This is a genomic window from Pseudomonas agarici (genome assembly GCF_001543125.1).
Taxonomy (GTDB): domain Bacteria; phylum Pseudomonadota; class Gammaproteobacteria; order Pseudomonadales; family Pseudomonadaceae; genus Aquipseudomonas; species Aquipseudomonas agarici.
The window spans coordinates 4402626-4421049 of the sequence record NZ_CP014135.1 but is presented as its reverse complement, the minus strand read 5'-3'; the positions used below and the strand labels follow the sequence as shown (position 1 = coordinate 4421049).

At 59.3% G+C, this 18424-nt stretch carries 16 protein-coding genes; 11 read left to right on the top strand and 5 right to left on the bottom strand.

Annotated elements, in window-relative coordinates; genetic code table 11:
• The first annotated feature begins 61 nt into the window (after positions 1–61).
• From amaA to AWM79_RS19420, 7 genes are all read left to right on the top strand, one after another.
• Positions 62–1345 (top strand): L-pipecolate oxidase, encoded by a 1284-nt coding sequence (gene amaA, locus AWM79_RS19450; RefSeq protein ID WP_060783563.1) that lies wholly within the window; start codon positions 62–64, stop codon positions 1343–1345.
• A gap of 361 nt (positions 1346–1706) precedes the next feature.
• Positions 1707–2840 carry a branched-chain amino acid ABC transporter substrate-binding protein gene (locus AWM79_RS19445; protein ID WP_017130232.1) on the top strand — a complete coding sequence of 378 codons (1134 nt, stop codon included), beginning with the start codon at positions 1707–1709 and terminating at the stop codon, positions 2838–2840.
• 179 nt (positions 2841–3019) lie between these two features.
• On the top strand, positions 3020–3934 hold the full coding sequence (locus AWM79_RS19440; protein ID WP_017130231.1) for an ABC transporter permease subunit: 915 nt from the start codon (positions 3020–3022) through the stop codon (positions 3932–3934).
• A gap of 3 nt (positions 3935–3937) precedes the next feature.
• Positions 3938–5221, top strand: a complete 1284-nt coding sequence (gene livM, locus AWM79_RS19435; protein ID WP_017130230.1) for a high-affinity branched-chain amino acid ABC transporter permease LivM — start codon at positions 3938–3940, stop codon at positions 5219–5221.
• Positions 5218–6093: an ABC transporter ATP-binding protein gene (locus AWM79_RS19430; protein ID WP_017130229.1), complete on the top strand. Its 876-nt coding sequence runs from the start codon at positions 5218–5220 to the stop codon at positions 6091–6093. The genes livM and AWM79_RS19430 overlap by 4 nt, the downstream gene beginning before the upstream one ends.
• Positions 6090–6806 carry an ABC transporter ATP-binding protein gene (locus tag AWM79_RS19425; protein ID WP_017130228.1) on the top strand — a complete coding sequence of 239 codons (717 nt, stop codon included), beginning with the start codon at positions 6090–6092 and terminating at the stop codon, positions 6804–6806. The genes AWM79_RS19430 and AWM79_RS19425 overlap by 4 nt, the downstream gene beginning before the upstream one ends.
• 764 nt (positions 6807–7570) lie before the next feature.
• On the top strand, positions 7571–8335 hold the full coding sequence (locus AWM79_RS19420; protein ID WP_060783562.1) for an SDR family oxidoreductase: 765 nt from the start codon (positions 7571–7573) through the stop codon (positions 8333–8335).
• A gap of 18 nt (positions 8336–8353) precedes the next feature.
• On the opposite strand, the gene AWM79_RS19415 is transcribed toward AWM79_RS19420, so the two are convergent.
• The 4 genes from AWM79_RS19415 to AWM79_RS19400 form a co-directional block, all read right to left on the bottom strand.
• Positions 8354–9487: an AGE family epimerase/isomerase gene (locus AWM79_RS19415; RefSeq protein WP_060783561.1), complete on the bottom strand. Its 1134-nt coding sequence runs from the start codon at positions 9485–9487 to the stop codon at positions 8354–8356.
• Positions 9488–9762: 275 nt separating this feature from the next.
• On the bottom strand, positions 9763–10833 hold the full coding sequence (locus tag AWM79_RS19410) for a heparin lyase I family protein (RefSeq protein WP_081503006.1): 1071 nt from the start codon (positions 10831–10833) through the stop codon (positions 9763–9765).
• A 212-nt stretch (positions 10834–11045) separates the two neighbouring features.
• A complete protein-coding gene (locus AWM79_RS19405) occupies positions 11046–11678 on the bottom strand; it encodes a TetR family transcriptional regulator (protein ID WP_017130224.1) in 633 nt (210 codons plus the stop codon).
• A gap of 165 nt (positions 11679–11843) precedes the next feature.
• On the bottom strand, positions 11844–12347 hold the full coding sequence (locus AWM79_RS19400) for a hypothetical protein (RefSeq protein WP_060783560.1): 504 nt from the start codon (positions 12345–12347) through the stop codon (positions 11844–11846).
• Positions 12348–12707: 360 nt separating this feature from the next.
• Here AWM79_RS19400 and AWM79_RS19395 point away from each other — a divergent pair, with 360 nt between their 5' ends.
• Complete coding sequence (locus tag AWM79_RS19395; RefSeq protein WP_060783559.1) at positions 12708–14777, top strand: AsmA family protein; 2070 nt, start codon at positions 12708–12710, stop codon at positions 14775–14777.
• A 127-nt stretch (positions 14778–14904) separates the two neighbouring features.
• Here AWM79_RS19395 and AWM79_RS19390 read toward each other — a convergent pair whose 3' ends face one another.
• Positions 14905–15435: a ferritin-like domain-containing protein gene (locus AWM79_RS19390; protein ID WP_017130221.1), complete on the bottom strand. Its 531-nt coding sequence runs from the start codon at positions 15433–15435 to the stop codon at positions 14905–14907.
• A 277-nt stretch (positions 15436–15712) separates the two neighbouring features.
• Here AWM79_RS19390 and AWM79_RS19385 point away from each other — a divergent pair, with 277 nt between their 5' ends.
• The 3 genes from AWM79_RS19385 to AWM79_RS19375 all read left to right on the top strand — a co-directional run bounded on the left by AWM79_RS19385 (position 15713) and on the right by AWM79_RS19375 (position 18352).
• On the top strand, positions 15713–16603 hold the full coding sequence (locus AWM79_RS19385; RefSeq protein ID WP_060783558.1) for an esterase/lipase family protein: 891 nt from the start codon (positions 15713–15715) through the stop codon (positions 16601–16603).
• Positions 16604–16809: 206 nt separating this feature from the next.
• The gene (locus tag AWM79_RS19380; RefSeq protein WP_017130219.1) at positions 16810–17106 is read left to right on the top strand and encodes a PsiF family protein; all 297 of its coding nucleotides are present in this window, start codon (positions 16810–16812) and stop codon (positions 17104–17106) included.
• A gap of 235 nt (positions 17107–17341) precedes the next feature.
• Positions 17342–18352 (top strand): AI-2E family transporter, encoded by a 1011-nt coding sequence (locus AWM79_RS19375; RefSeq protein ID WP_017130218.1) that lies wholly within the window; start codon positions 17342–17344, stop codon positions 18350–18352.
• The last annotated feature ends 72 nt before the right edge of the window (positions 18353–18424 follow it).

Here is an 18424-nt window from a genome sequence, read left to right as displayed (position 1 = left end):
TCGCCACACGATGAAGCAAGTTTGGAATGGGCCGTTTGGGTTTCATTTTCGGAGTCTGGCGATGCCGTTACGCGAAGAGTGTCTATGGGAAAAACTGACGCCGCAGCGACCCGAAGCGGCGCGTTTTGAGGGCGAGTTGAGTGTCGATGTCTGCGTGATCGGCGCCGGTATCACCGGCCTGTCCGCGGCGATCCATCTGTTGGAACAAGGCAAGAGCGTCTGTGTGCTCGAAGCCCATCGTACCGGCCATGGCGGTTCCGGGCGCAATGTCGGATTGGTCAATGCCGGGATGTGGATTCCCCCGGACGAGATCGAGGCCGGTTTCGGCGAAGCCGTGGGCAGCCAGCTCAATCGCATGCTCGGCGGCGCCCCGGCGTTGGTGTTCAGTTTGATCGACAAATATGCCATCGATTGCCAGATGCGCCGTGAAGGCACCTTGCACATGGCCCACAATGCCCGTGGCGAGGCCGATCTGCGCCGCCGCGAAGAGCAATGGAAACGTCGTGGCGCCCCCGTGGAACTGCTGATCGGCAGCGCTTGCGCAACCGCTATCGGGACCAAAAAGATCGCTTGCGCCTTACTCGACCGGCGTGCCGGCACCCTCAATCCCATGGCCTACACCTCGGGCCTGGCCAAGGCCGCCGCCGGACTCGGTGCGCTATTGTTCGATCATTCAGCGGTCACCCGACTGGAACGTCAGGGGCTGCGCTGGTCCGTGTGCACGGCTGCCGGGGCGGTCAGCGCCGAGCAGGTGGTCATGGCCTCTAACGCCTACACTGAAGGGGAGTGGACCGAACTGCGACGCAATTTCTTTCCCGGCTACTACTATCAGGTTGCGTCCAGTCCGCTGACCGAGGAGGCCGCGCGGCAGATCCTGCCGGGAGGGCAGGGTGCTTGGGATACCCGCCAGGTGCTCAGCAGCATCCGACGCGATGCCGACGGTCGGCTGCTCCTGGGCAGCCTCGGCAATGGCAACCGCAAACCCGCCTGGTTCCTGCGCACTTGGGCCGATCGAGTGCAACAGCACTATTTTCCCTACCTGAAAAAGGTCGATTGGGAATACACCTGGACTGGCTGTATCGCTTTTACCCCCGATCACCTGATGCGCCTGTTCGAGCCGGCGCCTGGTTTAGTGGCCGTCACCGGCTATAACGGTCGCGGTGTCACCACCGGAACGGTGGTCGGCAGGGCCTTCGCCGATTACCTGTGTAACGGAAATCCACTGGCCTTGCCGATTCCCTTCGGACCAACGCGTCCGGTCCCGGCGGCGGGGCTGCGCAGTTGCCTGTACGAGGCCGGATTTTCGCTGTATCACGCGGGGCAGTGTCTGCGAATTGTTATTTGATACAACAAAAGCGCCCATCCGGACGGCGCTTTTGCCCAATGCAGCTAGCCTGTAATGGTGCGCGATGTAGCAGTTGCGCACAGGGAATGTGCAGTTCGGTGACACGCGTTGTTACAGGGCGGTTGCACGCCTTTTCAGTTGCGTGGTTGCAGTAGTGGCACTTTGAAGTTGCACCTTTTTAAAAAAAGGTTTCACCTTCAGCGGTTTAGACGGTTGCACGTACCGGTAAAAAGCGCCCGAAACAGACCATAAAACAATAAGACAGCGACTTTTTGCAGAACAAAAAACCTATGGCACGCCCCTTGCTCTGAGCGTTCAGTGAAGTCGCAGTGCCAATCTAAAAAAATCGGAGCACCACCTCATGTCCCAGACGTTTTACAAGAAAGGCTTTGTAGCCCTCGCAGTGGCTGCTGCGTTGGGTGTTTCTGCGTTTGCTCGGGCGGATCTGAAGATCGGCGTAGCGGGGCCTATGACCGGTGCCAACGCCGCATTTGGCGAGCAGTACATGAAAGGTGCACAAGCGGCGGCCGATGTGATCAACGCGGCTGGCGGCGTCAACGGCGAGAAAATCGTGCTGGTCAAGGGCGATGACGCTTGCGAACCGAAACAGGCAGTGACGGTCGCCAAGAATTTGAGCAATCAGAAGGTGGCCGGCGTTGTCGGGCATTTCTGCTCTTCTTCGACTATCCCAGCGTCGGAAATCTACGACGAGGCTGGCATCATTGCCATTACTCCGGGCTCCACCAACCCGCAAGTGACCGAGCGCGGCCTGTCGGCTATGTTTCGTATGTGTGGGCGTGACGACCAGCAGGGTATCGTCGCCGGTGACTACATCGTCGATATACTCAAGGGCAAGAAAGTCGCGGTCATCCATGACAAGGACACCTATGGCCAAGGTCTGGCCGATGCCACCAAGGCTCAATTGATCAAGCGCGGCGTGACCCCGGTGATCTACGAGGGTCTGACCCGTGGCGAGAAGGACTTCAGCGCCCTGGTCACCAAGATTCGTGCGGCCGGTGCCGACGTGGTCTACTTCGGTGGCTTACATCCGGAAGCCGGCCCCCTGGTCAAGCAACTGCGCACCGAAGGCCTGAAGAACGTCAAGTTCATGTCCGATGACGGTATTGTGACCGACGAGCTGGTGACTACCGCCGGTGGCCCGCAATACGTCGACGGTGTGCTGATGACCTTCGGTGCCGACCCACGCCTGTTGCCCGACAGCAAGGCGGTCGTTGAGCAATTTCGCAAGGCCGGTACCGAGCCTGAAGGTTACACGCTGTACGCCTATGCTTCGATTCAGACACTGGCTGCCGGCTTCAACGGCGCCAAATCGAACAAGGGCGAAGACGCGGCCAAATGGTTGAAGGCCAATCCAGTCAAGACCGTGATGGGTGAGAAGGCCTGGGATGGCAAGGGCGACCTGAAGGTCTCCGACTACGTGGTTTACCAGTGGGACGCGAGCGGCAAATACCATCAGTTGGAAAAACAGAAGTGACATGAAAGCCCGAACCGGCCAGCACTTTTGGACACTGGTCGGTCGTCATGCGTGTCCGTGCAGTAGCAGTACCTGTCTTTTCTCGTAGAACTGCACATGGCTGTACCGCGGCGGCGGTTGAACCCCGGTCCGTCGCGATGCGCTTCTGTACAGTCTCTCCAAATGCGTGAGATTGCGTTATGGATGGTATTTTCCTGCAGCAACTGGTTAACGGTCTGACCCTCGGGTCGGTCTATGGCCTGATCGCTATCGGCTACACAATGGTCTATGGCATCATCGGCATGATCAACTTCGCCCATGGCGAGGTTTATATGATTTCCGCCTACCTCGCGGCAATCAGTCTGGCTCTGCTGGCTTACTTCGGGATTGAATCCTTCCCGCTGCTGATGCTCGGTACCTTGATCTTCACCATCGTCGTCACCGGCGTGTATGGCTGGACCATCGAGCGCATCGCCTACAAACCGCTGCGCAACTCTACCCGCCTGGCCCCGCTGATCAGCGCCATCGGTATTTCGCTGATCCTGCAGAACTACGCACAGATCGCCCAGGGCCCGAAACAGCAAGGGGTTCCGACGCTGCTCACCGGCGCCTGGCGCATCGACATCGGCACCGGCTTCGTGCAACTGACCTACACCAAGGTCTTTATCCTGATCGCCGCTTTTTTTGGCATGGGCCTGCTGACCTACGTCATCAAATACACCAAGCTTGGCCGCATGTGCCGCGCCACCCAGCAAGACCGCAAGATGGCCTCGATTTTGGGGATCAACACCGATCGTGTGATCTCGTATGTATTCGTCATCGGCGCGGCGATGGCCGCCTTGGCCGGGGTGCTGATCACCCTGAACTACGGCACCTTCGATTTCTACGCCGGCTTCGTCATCGGCATCAAGGCGTTTACCGCTGCGGTACTCGGCGGGATCGGCTCGCTGCCGGGCGCGATGCTTGGCGGGGTGATCCTGGGGATCTCCGAGTCGCTGTTCTCCGGCTTGGTCAACTCGGACTACAAGGACGTCTTCAGCTTTTCGCTGCTCGTTCTCGTCCTGGTCTTTCGGCCCCAAGGCCTGCTCGGCCGTCCTCTTGTGTCGAAGGTATAAGCGATGTCTTCAAGCACTAAAAAAACCATTGATCTCAAAAGAAGCCTGACTGACGCGATCCTGGCCGGTCTGGTCGCCCTGATTGTGTTCGGCCCGATTGTCGGCGTGGTCCTCGACGGCTACGGTTTCAACCTCGAGGCCACTCGGGTGGCCTGGATTGTCGCTATCGTCATGCTGGGCCGCTTTGCCTTGAGCCTGTTCCTGCAGACGCCCAAGGGATTGCGCATTCTCGCCGGTTTCGAAAGCAGCGGCTCGGGCGTGCATGTGCTGGCGCCGGACTACAAGTCGCGCCTGCGCTGGATGGTCCCCCTGGTGATAGTCATCGCCGTGGTGTTCCCGTTCTTCTCCAACTCCTACCTGCTGGGCGTGGTCATTCTCGGCTTGATCTACGTGCTGCTGGGACTGGGACTGAACATCGTGGTGGGCCTCGCGGGTTTGCTCGACCTCGGTTATGTGGCGTTCTACGCCATCGGTGCCTACGGACTGGCACTGGGTTATCAATACCTGGGGCTGGGTTTCTGGACGGTATTGCCGCTGGCCGCGATCGCCGCCGCATTGGCCGGTTGCATCCTCGGCTTCCCGGTATTGCGTCTGCACGGCGACTACCTGGCCATTGTGACCCTGGGTTTCGGCGAGATTATCCGCTTGATACTCAACAATTGGCTGTCGCTGACCGGTGGCCCGAACGGCATGCCCGCGCCGCTGCCCACCTTCTTCGGTCTCGAGTTGGGCAAACGGGCCAAGGATGGCGGTGTCCCGTTCCATGAGTTTTTCGGCATTGCCTACAATCCGGACGTGAAGTACTACTTCATCTACGCGGTGCTGTTCCTGGTGGTGCTGGCGGTGCTGTACATCAAGCATCGCCTGGTCAAGATGCCGGTCGGGCGTGCCTGGGAAGCCCTGCGCGAAGACGAGATCGCCTGCCGCTCGATGGGTCTCAATCACGTACTGGTCAAGCTGTCGGCGTTCACCATTGGCGCCTCGACGGCCGGTCTGGCGGGGGTGTTCTTTGCCACTTACCAAGGCTTCGTCAACCCGACCTCGTTCACATTCTTCGAATCGGCACTGATCCTTGCCATCGTGGTCCTCGGCGGCATGGGCTCGACCATCGGCGTGGTGATTGCGGCCTTTGTGCTGACGGTGGCCCCGGAGCTGTTGCGTGGTTTCGCGGAATACCGTGTGCTGTTGTTCGGCGTGTTGATGGTGTTGATGATGATCTGGCGCCCGCGCGGCCTGATTCGGATCAGCCGTACCGGGGTGACCCCGCGTAAAGGAGTAGCGCCATGAGCGAAGTCGTCCTCTCGGTCGAGAAACTGATGATGCACTTCGGCGGCATCAAGGCATTGAGCGATGTCAGCCTCAAAGTCCAGCGCAACTCGATCTTTGCCCTGATCGGCCCCAATGGAGCCGGCAAGACCACAGTGTTCAACTGCCTGACCGGGTTCTACAAGGCCTCTGGCGGCAAGATCGAACTCAATGTCCGGGGCGAGCAAACCAACGTTATTCAGTTATTGGGCGAATCGTTCCAACCGCTCGATTTCGTCTCGCCGAAAGCCTTCCTCAGGCGCCTGTACTACAAGATGTTCGGTGGCACCCACTTGGTGAACCGTGCCGGTCTGGCGCGGACCTTCCAGAACATTCGCCTGTTCAAGGAAATGTCGGTGTTGGAAAATCTGCTGGTGGCCCAGCACATGTGGGTCAACCGCAACATGCTGGCGGGCATCCTCAACACCCAGGGTTACCGCAAGGCCGAGAGCGATGCTCTGGATACGGCGTTCTACTGGTTGGAAGTGGTCGACCTGGCGGAGTGCGCCAACCGTCTGGCGGGCGAGCTGTCCTACGGTCAGCAACGCCGTCTGGAAATCGCCCGAGCCATGTGTACCCGGCCACAGATCATCTGCCTCGACGAACCGGCCGCCGGCCTCAACCCTCAAGAAACCGAAGCGCTGAGCGCGATGATCCGGCTGCTGCGCGACGAGCACGATCTGACCGTGGTGCTGATCGAACACGACATGGGCATGGTAATGAGCATTTCCGACCACATCGTGGTGTTGGACCACGGCATCGTCATTGCGCAGGGCGGGCCCGATGCCATCCGCAATGACCCGAAAGTGATTGCGGCCTATCTGGGCGCCGATGAAGAGGAAGTGGTGCTATGAGCCAACCCATCCTCGAATTGAAGGATCTCGATGTGTTCTACGGGCCGATCCAGGCCCTGAAGAAAGTCTCGCTGCACATCAACGAAGGCGAGACGGTCAGCCTGATAGGCTCCAACGGTGCCGGTAAATCGACGTTGCTGATGTCGATCTTCGGCCAGCCGCGGGCGGCGGACGGGCAGATCATCTACCAGGGCGTGGACATCACCCACAAGTCTTCGCACTACATTGCCTCCCACGGCATTGCCCAGTCACCGGAAGGCCGGCGGGTGTTTCCCGATATGAGCGTGGAAGAGAACCTGCTGATGGGCACCATCCCGATTGGCGATCAGTACGCCAAGCAAGACATGCAGCGCATGTTCCAATTGTTTCCGCGTCTCGAAGAGCGGCGCACCCAGCGGGCCATGACCATGTCCGGCGGCGAGCAGCAAATGCTCGCCATCGCCCGTGCGCTGATGAGCCGGCCGAAACTGCTGTTGCTTGATGAGCCGAGTCTGGGCCTGGCGCCGATCGTGGTGAAGCAGATCTTCGCCACCCTACGAGAATTGGCCAAGACCGGCATGACCATCTTCCTGGTGGAGCAGAATGCCAACCATGCCCTCAAGCTGTCGGATCGGGCGTATGTGATGGTCAACGGGCAGATCCGCCTCAGTGGCAGCGGCCAGGAGCTGTTGGTCAACGAGGAGGTGCGTAACGCTTATCTGGGCGGGCATTGATTGGCCTGTTTTGCGCTGCAACGATGAAAACCCGAAACGCCTCGCGATCCTTGGATCCGGGGCGTTTTTCATATCCATGGCGGCGGCGCGAAATTGTGGACAACCCAATTGGAAACCTCCTGAAACGCGACATAAAATCGTCGCAAATAGTTGTTTTGTCACAGGTTTGAGTTGTCCCCGTTTGCTGTGGAGGTGGCTGTGGGTAACATGGGAGTAGCTCGCTGCAGGCCTTTGAAATCGTGGCTTGTAGCGTGTTGTGTGTTTTTTGATCAGTGATTTCTCCGCAAGTCTTCAAGGTATTTGTCAACAGATTTGTTACGGTTGAGTCAGTATCGAAAACCCCAGACAAACCTGTGGATAACTCTGTGGGCAAACTCTGGAAAGACCGCCGTGAGCAGCGTAGTTGCTGGCCTGGAGCCATCTCTATGAAGTCGGCTGGATGAGCTGCTCCGGCGAGCAGTGCATACGAGGTTGTCCGGGGTCAAGCGAAAAACTTTTGAAACAAAGCTGCGAGCCTTGTGGACAGGGGGTTCAACGCTTTTCGACTTGCCCCCAGAGACTGTGGACGAGACTGTGGATAAGGTGCGCACACCGGACGCGAAGGCCCGGCCCGTCTGTCTTGATGGTGATTGAGTGTTTTTTGTACAGGCGCGGCGGCGTCAATGTCGACAACGCACACAGTTGCCGGCCTTTCTTAGGCCGGGCATGCTGGGCAACAAACGAATTTACTTGCGGCTGTAACCGCGTCGAGCAAGGAGAACACTATGACATCCACGTTGTTCATTACGGGCGCCACTTCAGGTTTTGGCGAGGCTTGTGCCCGTCGTTTTGCCGAGGCCGGCTGGAAGTTGGTGCTGACCGGCCGTCGCGAAGAGCGCCTCAACGCTCTATGCGCCGAGCTTTCCCGGCAGACCGAAGTACACGGCCTGGTGCTTGACGTGCGTGACCGCAGGGCTATGGAAACTGCAATCGCCAACCTGCCGCCGAGTTTCAGCAAGCTGCGCGGGCTGATCAACAACGCCGGTCTGGCCCTTGGCGTGGAGCCGGCACCCCAGTGCGACCTGGACGACTGGGACACCATGGTCGACACCAATATCAAGGGCCTGATGTACAGCACCCGCCTGCTGTTGCCGCGGCTGATCGCCCATGGTCGTGGCGCCGGGATCATCAATCTGGGGTCGGTTGCCGGCAACTATCCCTATCCGGGCAGCCATGTGTATGGTGCGAGCAAGGCCTTCGTCAAACAGTTTTCTCTGAACCTGCGTTGCGACCTGCGGGGCACGGGCGTGCGAGTGACCAATATCGAGCCGGGGTTGTGTGAAAGTGAGTTCTCGCTGGTGCGCTTCGGCGGTGATCAGGCGCGGTATGATGCGACCTACGCCGGGGCCGAACCGATTCAACCGAAGGATATCGCCGACACCCTCTTCTGGGTACTTAACACGCCGGCCCACATCAATATCAACAGCCTGGAGCTGATGCCGGTGAGCCAGACCTGGGCCGGGTTTGCCATCGAGCGCGACAAGAGCTGATCACTGGACCTGTGGCAATCAGCGCAGATAGTCTGCCAGGCCGTACAGGCAAGTCGCCAGATGATAAGGCGTGGTCGACGGCATGTCCTCGCGGCTGACCACGCCCGTGGCGTCCAGGCACTCATGCCAGCCACCCTCGTGCATGAAGCGTTGTTGCAGGCTCTGGAGCTGACGCCGCAGGCGTACCGAGTTATCCACACGCATGGTCAGAGCGCGCAGGTATTCGGCTTGGGCCCAGATCCTCTGGGTGCGGTCATGCGCGCTGCCGTCGATGGCGAGCATGGCGCTGACCGCGCCGGTCCGTGGATCGACACCCGTGCGCTCGGCATATTCGAAGCCGCGCTGCATGGTGGCATGCAGGGCTGTCCCGCGCATCAGTGGCGAGGACTCCAGGAGGAACAACCATTCGAACTGATGGCCGGGCTCGAACCAGTTATCCACGGCGCCCAACGGTTTTTCCAGCATCACGCCGTGTTGGTGATCGATAAAGTTTTTTTGCAGGGCACTGGTCAAGGTGATCAGATCGTGTTGCACGCGGGCATCGTCGCGTGCCGATAGCGTGGCTAGAAATGCCTCGGCCAGGTGCATCAGCGGGTTCTGCAACGGTCCACTGCCCAGGGGAGCCCAGTCGCGGTCCAGGCTCGCCTCATACAATCCGTCACCGCTGGCGAAACGCACGGCGATCGCGTCCAGGGCGGCGTCGAGCACCGACGCCACCTCTGGCTCGCGAACTTTGGCCCAGTAGTGGGCGCAGGCGAAGAGAATGAACGCGTGGGTGTAGAGGTCCTTGCGAGCGTCCAGCGCCGCGCCTTGCGGATCGATACTGTAGAACCAGCCGCCATGCTCGGCATCATGGAAATACCGCTGCAGGGAGCGCAACAGCGCGGCGGCGCGACCGGCGGCGTCGGGGAAGGCGCTGTCGCCGATCAGGCTGGAGAACAGGTATAGCTGACGTGCGCAAGCCATGGCGCGATAACGCCGCACCGGCAACGGTTGCCCCGTGGCGTCCAACGCTTCATAGGGCAACGCCAACTCGCCATTCCAGCCAGGGCCCTGCCACAGAGGCACGATCACCTGACGAAAGTGCTGTTGCAGTGCGTCGGACAGGGCAGTCAGTGCAGATTGGGAGGTGGAGCTGGAAACATCGGGCATCGTCTGGCGTCGTCAGAGCAAGGGCGTTTGTGCGACATGGTAACAGGCAGGCCGCTGTTGTGTCAGATAGGCCGTTGCTTGCGTCATGGCGCACGAGCTTACCCGTGACAGCGCCTAAACCGTACAAGCCACTACACCTCGGTCGTCCGCGAAGCCCCCTGGCCGTGTACGAACTGTGTTCGAAGGAAGGCCAGGTCGACCCTCGATGCTGCCTGGGCGAGCGCAGCGTCGGTCGGATATGAGCTCAAGCGATGTGGTACTGTCCCAATACGTCTTTATCCTTTTGCCACACTGAAACCCGAAAACAGGCTCGTTGCCGGTTTGTGATCGCCTTCGTTGCGATACTGGCCGAATTTGGCATACGAATCGCTACTGTGGGTATCGAACATGGTGGAGATGCCTTTCTTGTCGAAGACGTTCTCGCCGTTCTTCGTCACCGAGATTTCCCCATTGCCAATGCCGCGTTTGAAGTCGATCTGAAAGTCTGCCCACTTGCCGACATCTTTTGCCGCATCTCCTGGCTTGCCGATGTTGAACACTTTCGACGGTGCGTTGCTGTCTTGGCTGGTCTTCAGATGCAACTGGTATTGGCCATTCTTGGTGGTCAACCAAGCGCGCGGGCTGGGTTTGGCGTTGTTGTGGTCGAGTACCTGAAAGAAAGTGCCATCATTGTTAGACTCACGCTTCATGCCGAACTTGAAGCTGTATGGCTGCCCTTCCTGAAGCTTGGTGCCGTCCTTGATTTCGGCGCGGGGGCTGGTGGAGTGCTCGGTATAATGGCCTTTATTGAAGTCAACCTTGATCACATTGCCACGTTCTGGATCGTGGGCCATGCCAATTTTGTCTTCCGCGGATTTCTGCACACTCAATTGGTTGCCCAGTGAGTGCTCGGAGAAATTGCCATTCGCTGGGCTGCCCGGACCGCCTGGGTGATTCTGAGGCGCGCCAGTCGGGTGTGACTGGCTGTCGATAGGGGAGTGCCCCGAGGCGCCATTACCCTTTCCACCACCGGTCACTGCGCTGTTCGACGGCTCGTCGGAGGCGTCCGATTGGCCTTTCATCAACGTGCTCAATCGCTGAAGCATGTCCTGAATCAGCGTCATCAATTGCGTCAGGGGATCACTCTGATTGTCTGGGCCCGCCATGGCGTTGTTATGCGGTTGTTGTAGGAAATTGTGATGGCTGCCGAAATTGACCGGCGAGTTTTGCATGTGCGAGTGAAAGGAAATCGGCGAATTGCCAGTACCAGTACCAGCGCCTGATTGAGTGTTTGAAGGCGTAAGGTGCTGTGTGCTGGGCGGCAACTCGAGTGCAATGGTACGGATAAGCGAATTGATCGACGTCATGGTCTCGTCCTATCGTTGAGAAGTACAAACCGCCGACGTGACAGTGGGCAGCCCTCAGAAGACTGAGTGGCGATTGCAGTGGCTCGGTTCCAAATAGAAATACAGGTAGGAACGTTGCGCGGCGTGTCAGGCTCTGTCCGAAATGTAGCTGCGCTCGCCCACGCGGTGTTGAAAGCCCGGTTTACCGGTGATGCACCGCGTCTTGTGCTGGATTACTCGGTGCTGCCGAGTCCCTGCCAGTGTTTCAAGCCGATAAAGATGAAGCGCAATTGTTGGGTAATCTTGGCTTGCGGCGTCAGGTGTTCGGGCAGCGGTTCGAGCGGCGGGTCGATGATTTCCGGCAAGGTGGCGAACACGCTCTTGACGACCAGGTCGGCTATCACCGCCAGGCCGGGAGCATCCAAGTGCCGCAACTTGGGCATCAGGGTCAGGTCGGCGGCCAGATCGGAGCTGATGTGTTCGCGCAAGGTGGCGATGGCCTGGCGTACCCGCAATGAGCCGCCGTACTGCTCGCGAGCGAGAAACAGGAATTGTGAACGGTTCATCGCCACGACATCGAGGAAGATCCTTATCGAGGCATCAATGATTCCGCCCATGATGAATTCGTTGTGGCGAACCAGGCGGATGGTTTCCCGGAAGGTCTGGCCGACTTCGCAGACCAGCGCCAGCCCGAGCTGGTCCATATCGTCGAAATGTCGGTAGAAGCCGGTCGGCACGATGCCGGCGGTTTTCGCCACTTCCCTCAGGCTGAGGCCACCAAACCCGCGTCCACCCTCCATCAGTTGGCGCGCGGCGTCCATCAGGGCATGTCGGGTTTGTTGTTTCTGTTCGGCGCGAGGCAGCATCGAGAGAGGGGTCTTTCCGCAGGACAAGAGCGCAGCACTCTAGCAAATCAGCTTTGCCTGCGTCGAATGCGGTGGAGCAACAAGCGCGTGATGCGATGAGGCGGGGTTCCAGAAATGCCAAAGCCCGATCCAGGAGATCGGGCTTTGTTCCAGGCCAGCATGGGTTTAGCTCAAGGACTGATGACGTTCGGCCAGGCGATCGGCACCGCCTTCGACGATCAGGCCCTTGTCTCTCAGGCGATCATTACCACCTTCGGCGAGCGTTTGGCCTTTCTGGTTTTGCGGGGTCCGGTCACTGCCATCGGCGGCCAGGGAACGGATTTGTGGGGCCCGGTCGGAGGTGTCGTCCGAAGCCTGCAGACGACCTTGTGGAGTCCGTGCCGAACCATCGGCGGCCAGGATCTGACCTTTCTGGTTTTGTGGGGTGCGGTCACTGCCATCGGCGGCCAGGGAACGGATTTGTGGAGCCCGGTCGGAGGTGTCGTCGGAAGCCTGGAAGCGGTCCTGCGGAGTCCGTGCCGAACCATCGGCAGCCAGGGTGTTGAGCGACTGGCTGACAGTGCCGTGGCTGCTTTGAGCTTGTGGCGTGGCTTGTTCGCGGGCCGGCAAGGCATAGGCGTTGGCAGCGAGGACGGCAAGGGTAAGGCTGAGTAGGAATTGGCGTTTCATGATCGGTTGCTCCGTGAGAAAGCTATAAAGTGGGTACGAAGCCAATGCTACTCTTGCAAAATCGATATGAAAGTTCATAAAGACAATGGTAATAATCAACGGAATTGATTGTTCTACCCCGACCCCTCTAGATCGGGGCTTTCCGAGCGTTACCCTGTGTTTTGTATTGGGTATTTTCTACCCACACCTAGGTCGTGAGAGGGTATTTACGGGGAAAATTTGCCTTGCCAGGCAGTTTCGGTGACTCCGAATTTGTCGATTAATGGCCTTTTGCATTAAACCTTGGCGGGTGTTCGTCAGTCGTAAAGGTATTGTGCATCGCTTTTTTGGACGTTCAGTTGTCATTAGGAGCCCCGTGCAATGACGCACACTCGAAAAATCCTCGCCTGGACCAGCGCCAGCCTTGTCCTGCTGCTGGCGGTGCTGGTGGCGATCATCGCGTTCTTCGATTGGAACCGGGTCAAGCCGCTGATCAATGCCAAGGTTTCCACTATTTTGCATAGGCCATTTGCTATCAATGGCAATCTGGCAGTGCGTTGGCAACGTGAGCCGGATGAGGGCGGCTGGCGGGCTTGGCTGCCCTGGCCCCATGTGATTGCCGAAGAGCTCACACTGGGCAATCCGGATTGGTCGAAGAACCGGCAGATGGTCGAACTCAAGCGCGTCGAGTTGCGGTTTGCGCCATTGTTGCTGCTGACGCGCCAACTGGTGATTCCGCGGATTGACCTGACCGCGCCAAATGCCAGTCTTGAGCGCCTGGCCGATGGTCGCGCCAATTGGACCTTCCAGTTCGACCCCACGGATCCGAATGAGCCACCGTCCGACTGGAGGGTGGATATCGGCGCCATCGGCTTTGACAAGGGGCATGTGAGCCTGGATGACCAAAGCCTGGACACCCGGCTTGACCTGCTGATCGATCCGTTGGGCAAGCCTGTTCCATTCAGCGATATCGTTGGCGACAGCGTGGCGAAGAAGGCCATGGAAAAGGGCGCTACGCCGCTGGATTATGCATTCGCGCTGAAGGTCAAGGGCCAGTACCATGGCCAGAACCTCGCAGGCTCCGGCAAAATCGGCGGCCTGTTGGCGTTGCAGGACGCAACCAGGCCCTTCCCGGTGCAGGCTGACGTAAAAATCGCCGATACCCGCATTGCCGTTGCCGGCACCCTGACCGACCCGCGCAATCTGGGCGCCCTGGACCTGCGCCTGACACTGGCCGGTAACAGCCTGGGCAATCTCTATCCGCTGACCGGGGTGACCTTGCCGGACTCACCGGCTTATGAAACTGATGGCCATCTGATTGCCCGACTCCATGAGCCGACAGGGGCGACCTTCACCTACGAGAAATTCAACGGCAAGATCGGCAGCAGCGACATTCATGGCGACCTGTCTTATGTCGCCAGTCAGCCGCGTCCCAAGCTTAGTGGGATGCTGGTATCCAACCAACTGCTGATGACCGATCTGGCTCCGCTGATCGGCGCGGACTCCAATGCCAAGCAGAAAGCCCGTGGCGGCGAAAGTCGCCAGCCCGCGGACAAGGCCCTGCCGGTAGAAGTGTTTCGTACCGAGCGCTGGCGTGATATGGATGCCGATGTGGCGTTCACCGGCAAACGTATTGTCCACAGCGCGGAGTTGCCCTTCACTGATCTTTACACCCACTTAGTGCTGACTGACGGCGAACTGAGCCTGGAGCCCCTGCGGTTCGGTGTGGCGGGCGGCAAGCTCGATGCGCAAATCCGCCTCAATGGCCGTACAGCGCCGATGCAGGGCCGGGCCAGGTTGACCGCGCGCAACTTCAAGCTCAAGCAGTTGTTCCCGACCTTCGAGCCAATGAAGACCAGTTTTGGCGAGCTCAACGGCGATGCGGACATCAGTGGCACCGGCAATTCGGTGGCCGAGCTACTGGGCACCTCCAATGGCGAGCTGAAAATGTTGGTCAACGATGGTGCGATTAGCCGGGGGCTGATGGAGATCGCCGGGCTTAATGTCGGCAACTACGTGGTTGGCAAGATCTTCGGCGACAAGGAGGTCAAGATCAACTGTGCGGCTGCGGACCTGGGGATCAAGGGCGGGTTGGCGACTACCCGGCTGTTTGTCTTCGATACCGAGAACGCGATCATCTATATCGATGGCACGGCCAATTTCGCCGATGAGCAACTGGACCTGAAGATCAGCCCCGAGTCCAAGGGCTTACGCTTGTTGTCCTTGCGTTCGCCTTTATATGTGCGCGGCAAGTTCATCAAACCCGATGCCGGTGTGCAGGCGTTACCCCTGTTGTTGCGGGGCGCGGGCATGGTTGCCCTGGGGGTGATCGCCGGTCCGGCGGCGGGGCTGCTGGCGCTGGTGGCGCCGAGTGGCGATGTGCCCAACCAGTGTGCGCCGTTGTTGGAGCAGATGCAGTCGGGCAAGGCGCCCAAGACCGTCAGCCATTGAGGGGTTGCCTCAACCTGCCGAGGCTTGTGGGAGTGGGTTTGCCCGCGAATGGAATACCGCGTTTTTCAGGTCTGGCGCCACCGTTTTTCGTCGCGATGCCGCCCAGATCGAGCTCCCACAGGGTGTGTCAAAGGTCCTTCAGGATATCCGCCATGTCATCGGCATGTTCTTCTTCCTGGGCGAGGATGTCCTCGAAGATCCGCCGCGTGGTCGGGTCCTGGTCACCGATGAATTGGATGATCTCGCGGTAGCTGTCCACCGCGATCCGCTCGGCCACCAGGTCTTCATAGACCATTTCCTTGAGGGTCTTGCCGGCCACGTATTGGGCATGGGAGTGCTGGGACAGCAGATCCGGATTGAACTCCGGCTCGCCACCCAGTTGTACGATGCGTTCGGCCAGGCGGTCGGCATGAGCCAGTTCCTGGTTGGCGTGTTCGAGAAATTCGTCGGCGGCGACGCTGGCCTTGAGGCCGGTGGCCATGAAGTAGTGGCGTTTGTAGCGCAGGGTACAGACCAGCTCGGTGGCCAGTGATTCATTGAGCAGCCGCAGGATCTCGTCGCGGTCTGCGTTGTAGCCTTCGGTGACCGCTCCGTTTTCGACATTCTTACGGGCGCGCTCGCGAAGAGTGGTTACATCGGACAGGTGCATGTCGCTCATCTCGATCTCCTGACTAATCTGGTTAGGTACCTCGCTCTGTCGGCGAGGTCGCTACCTGGTTGTGAGTCCCGACTGAGGGAAAAAGTTTTATCCAATTGGCTATTGGGGAAATCCTGGCGGCGCTCACGCCGATTGCGATAAGCCTGATCGTGGTGGGCGCGCTGGGGTTGAAATAAACAGCGGTGTCGCGTCGCTGTCATCTTCAATGCCAATGCTGGGGGTCTGACTGGCTCGTCGAAGCCAGCCTCCACTTCTTCTATCGTCATGGTAATCATCGATGTCGCAGGAACTTGCCACGCGTTATCCGTTGATATTGGTGCCGGGTATGCTCGGGTTTGTCCGTCTGGTGTGGTTTCCCTATTGGTACGGCATTGCCCCCGCGTTGCGCGGCGGCGGTGCGCAGGTGTTCGCTGTCCTGGTGTCGCCATTGCACTCCAACGAAGTGCGCGGCGAGCAGTTGCTGTTGCGGATCGAGCAAATTCGCCGCGAGACGGGGGCCGACAAGGTCAACCTGATCGGCCACAGCCAAGGCTCGCTGACCGCCCGTTATGCGGCAGCCAGACGGCCCGAGTGGGTGGCGTCCGTGACCTCGGTGGCGGGTCCCAATCATGGCTCGGAACTGGCCGATCATTTTCAGCGACACTATCGACCGACGAGCATTCGGGGGCGCCTGCTGACCCTGGTATTTTGCGCCGTCGCACGGATCATGACCTGGTTGGAAACCGGCTACCGCGGGCCGCGCCTGCCAATGGACCTGGTCGCGTCCCATCACTCATTGACCAGCGACGGTGTGGCACTGTTCAATCGGCAATACCCGCAAGGATTACCGGATATCTGGGGCGGACAAGGGCCTGAGTCGGTCAATGGAGTACGTTATTATTCCTGGTCCGGCACCTTGCAACCGGGCATTACCGATCGTGGGCGCAACCTGTTCGACGGCACGAACCGCAGTTGCCGGTTGTTCGCCAGGACCTTTATCCGCGAAGCAGGGCAGTGCGATGGCATGGTCGGGCGCTACAGCTCGCACTTGGGAACGGTGATTGGCGATGACTATCCCCTCGACCATTTCGATATCGTCAACCAGTCATTGGGCTTGGTGGGCAAGGGCGCCGCGCCGATCCGCCTGTTTGTCGAGCATGCCCGGCGCCTGAAGGAGGCGGGGCTGTAGCACTGGGCCAATTGCTGGGCAGCCCTCGGCCTCGATCTACTGTCGCTATGCGGAGTTTGAGCCAGGCGGCCAGGTCGTGCCCCAGCGACATACCTGGCTTTCGCCCGAAAACCTTTCGCACAGAGCTGCGGATGGAGATGTAACCGTGTTTGTCTACACTGCTTCAGAGACCGTGCCTATCGGCGCGGTAACAAGGAGAAAACTCCATGAAGACACTGCGTATTCTTTTGTTGATGGTAGGCCTGCTTTTGTGTTCCCAGGGTTTTGCTGCCACCGCCGCGCAACAGGCCCAGCAGGATAAGATGAAGTCTTGTAACGCCGACGCCACTGCTAAGGCGCTCAAGGGCGATGAGCGCAAGACCTTCATGAGCAACTGCCTGAAAGCCGCCAAGCCCGCTACCCAGCAGGACAAGATGAAAACCTGCAATAGCGATGCGACCGCCAAGGCGCTCAAGGGCGATGAACGCAAGGCCTTCATGAGCACCTGCCTCAAGAACAAGTGATCCGGCCCGGTGAGGTCGGCGCCTGGAGACTTTGAGGTATTTCCCGTCGAGCCAGGAAATTGCCGCACTGCGGGCTGTCTCTTTGGTTATGATCCGGCGCGATAGTGGCGTTTGGTTACTATCGGTCTTTGACGCTCCGCGACTCCTTCCACGGTGCGTCCGTCGCCCCCCTAGTTCTGCCGGTGGAACGCTGGCAGACTGCTTATCCTTTGGCTGCATTTTGTTTTGAGGCTGTATGTCAGCGTTTTCCCAGCGTTACGTAGTCTTGGCCAGTTTGATCATCGTCTTCGGTGGGTTGCTGCTGGTATTGCCGTTGAAGTTGCTACCGAGCCTGCTGGCCGGCCTGCTGGTGTTCGAACTGGTCAATATGCTCACTCCCAAGCTTGAGCACCTGATTGCCGGACGGCGCGCGCGTTGGCTGGCGGTGGCCTTGCTGGGAACGTTGATCGTCAGTGTGTTGAGCCTGATCTTTGCCGGGGCCATTAGTTTTCTGTTGCATGAGGCGGAAAATCCCGGTGCCTCTCTGGGTAAGTTCATGCTCGTGGTGGACAAGGCTCGTGGGCAGTTGCCTCCGGTCATCGACGCCTACCTGCCGGCCAGCGCCGCGGAATTCCAAGTGGCTATCGGGCAATGGCTGAGCAAGCACCTGAGCGAATTGCAACTGGTGGGCAAGGACGCGGCGCATATGTTCGTGACCCTGCTGATCGGCATGGTGTTGGGAGCTATCGTGGCCCTGCAGCACGTCTCGGATGTCAGCCAGCGTAAACCCTTGGCCGCCGCCCTGTTCGACCGCCTGCGCCTGCTGGTGCAGGCGTTTCGCAATATTGTCTTTGCGCAGATCAAAATTTCCGCACTTAATACCTTCTTCACCGCGATCTTCCTGGCAGTGGTCCTGCCGCTGTGCGGGATCAAGCTGCCGCTGACCAAGACCCTGATCGTGCTGACCTTCCTGCTGGGGCTGTTGCCGGTGATCGGGAACCTGATGTCCAACACCCTGATCACTATCGTCGGCCTGTCGCTGTCGATCTGGGTGGCGGTGGCAGCGCTGGGTTACCTGATGTTTATCCACAAGCTGGAGTACTTCCTCAATGCGCGGATCGTCGGTGGGCAGATCCGTGCCAAGTCGTGGGAGTTGCTCTTGGCAATGCTGGTGTTCGAGGCCGCGTTCGGCCTGCCGGGGGTAGTGGCGGGGCCGATTTATTATGCGTATCTCAAGAGCGAGTTGAGGTTGGTCGAGCTGGTCTGAGTCCACGCCTGAGCCCCCGCATGAACTTTGGCCTCGCCTGGCAAGCGCAGGCTGGCCGGCGAAGAACGATAA

Excerpts from the sequence above, each read along its gene's own strand:
- AWM79_RS19405 (WP_017130224.1), bottom strand. The coding sequence starts at position 11,678 with ATGCTGCCTCGCGCCGAACAGAAACAACAAACCCGACATGCCCTGATG.
- livM (WP_017130230.1), top strand. The coding sequence starts at position 3,938 with ATGTCTTCAAGCACTAAAAAAACCATTGATCTCAAAAGAAGCCTGACT.
- AWM79_RS19375 (WP_017130218.1), top strand. The coding sequence starts at position 17,342 with ATGTCAGCGTTTTCCCAGCGTTACGTAGTCTTGGCCAGTTTGATCATC.
- AWM79_RS19415 (WP_060783561.1), bottom strand. The coding sequence starts at position 9,487 with ATGCCCGATGTTTCCAGCTCCACCTCCCAATCTGCACTGACTGCCCTG.
- AWM79_RS19395 (WP_060783559.1), top strand. The coding sequence starts at position 12,708 with ATGACGCACACTCGAAAAATCCTCGCCTGGACCAGCGCCAGCCTTGTC.
- AWM79_RS19425 (WP_017130228.1), top strand. The coding sequence starts at position 6,090 with ATGAGCCAACCCATCCTCGAATTGAAGGATCTCGATGTGTTCTACGGG.
- AWM79_RS19385 (WP_060783558.1), top strand. The coding sequence starts at position 15,713 with ATGTCGCAGGAACTTGCCACGCGTTATCCGTTGATATTGGTGCCGGGT.
- AWM79_RS19440 (WP_017130231.1), top strand. The coding sequence starts at position 3,020 with ATGGATGGTATTTTCCTGCAGCAACTGGTTAACGGTCTGACCCTCGGG.
- AWM79_RS19430 (WP_017130229.1), top strand. The coding sequence starts at position 5,218 with ATGAGCGAAGTCGTCCTCTCGGTCGAGAAACTGATGATGCACTTCGGC.
- AWM79_RS19390 (WP_017130221.1), bottom strand. The coding sequence starts at position 15,435 with ATGAGCGACATGCACCTGTCCGATGTAACCACTCTTCGCGAGCGCGCC.
- AWM79_RS19445 (WP_017130232.1), top strand. The coding sequence starts at position 1,707 with ATGTCCCAGACGTTTTACAAGAAAGGCTTTGTAGCCCTCGCAGTGGCT.
- amaA (WP_060783563.1), top strand. The coding sequence starts at position 62 with ATGCCGTTACGCGAAGAGTGTCTATGGGAAAAACTGACGCCGCAGCGA.
- AWM79_RS19410 (WP_081503006.1), bottom strand. The coding sequence starts at position 10,833 with ATGACGTCGATCAATTCGCTTATCCGTACCATTGCACTCGAGTTGCCG.
- AWM79_RS19380 (WP_017130219.1), top strand. The coding sequence starts at position 16,810 with ATGAAGACACTGCGTATTCTTTTGTTGATGGTAGGCCTGCTTTTGTGT.
- AWM79_RS19420 (WP_060783562.1), top strand. The coding sequence starts at position 7,571 with ATGACATCCACGTTGTTCATTACGGGCGCCACTTCAGGTTTTGGCGAG.
- AWM79_RS19400 (WP_060783560.1), bottom strand. The coding sequence starts at position 12,347 with ATGAAACGCCAATTCCTACTCAGCCTTACCCTTGCCGTCCTCGCTGCC.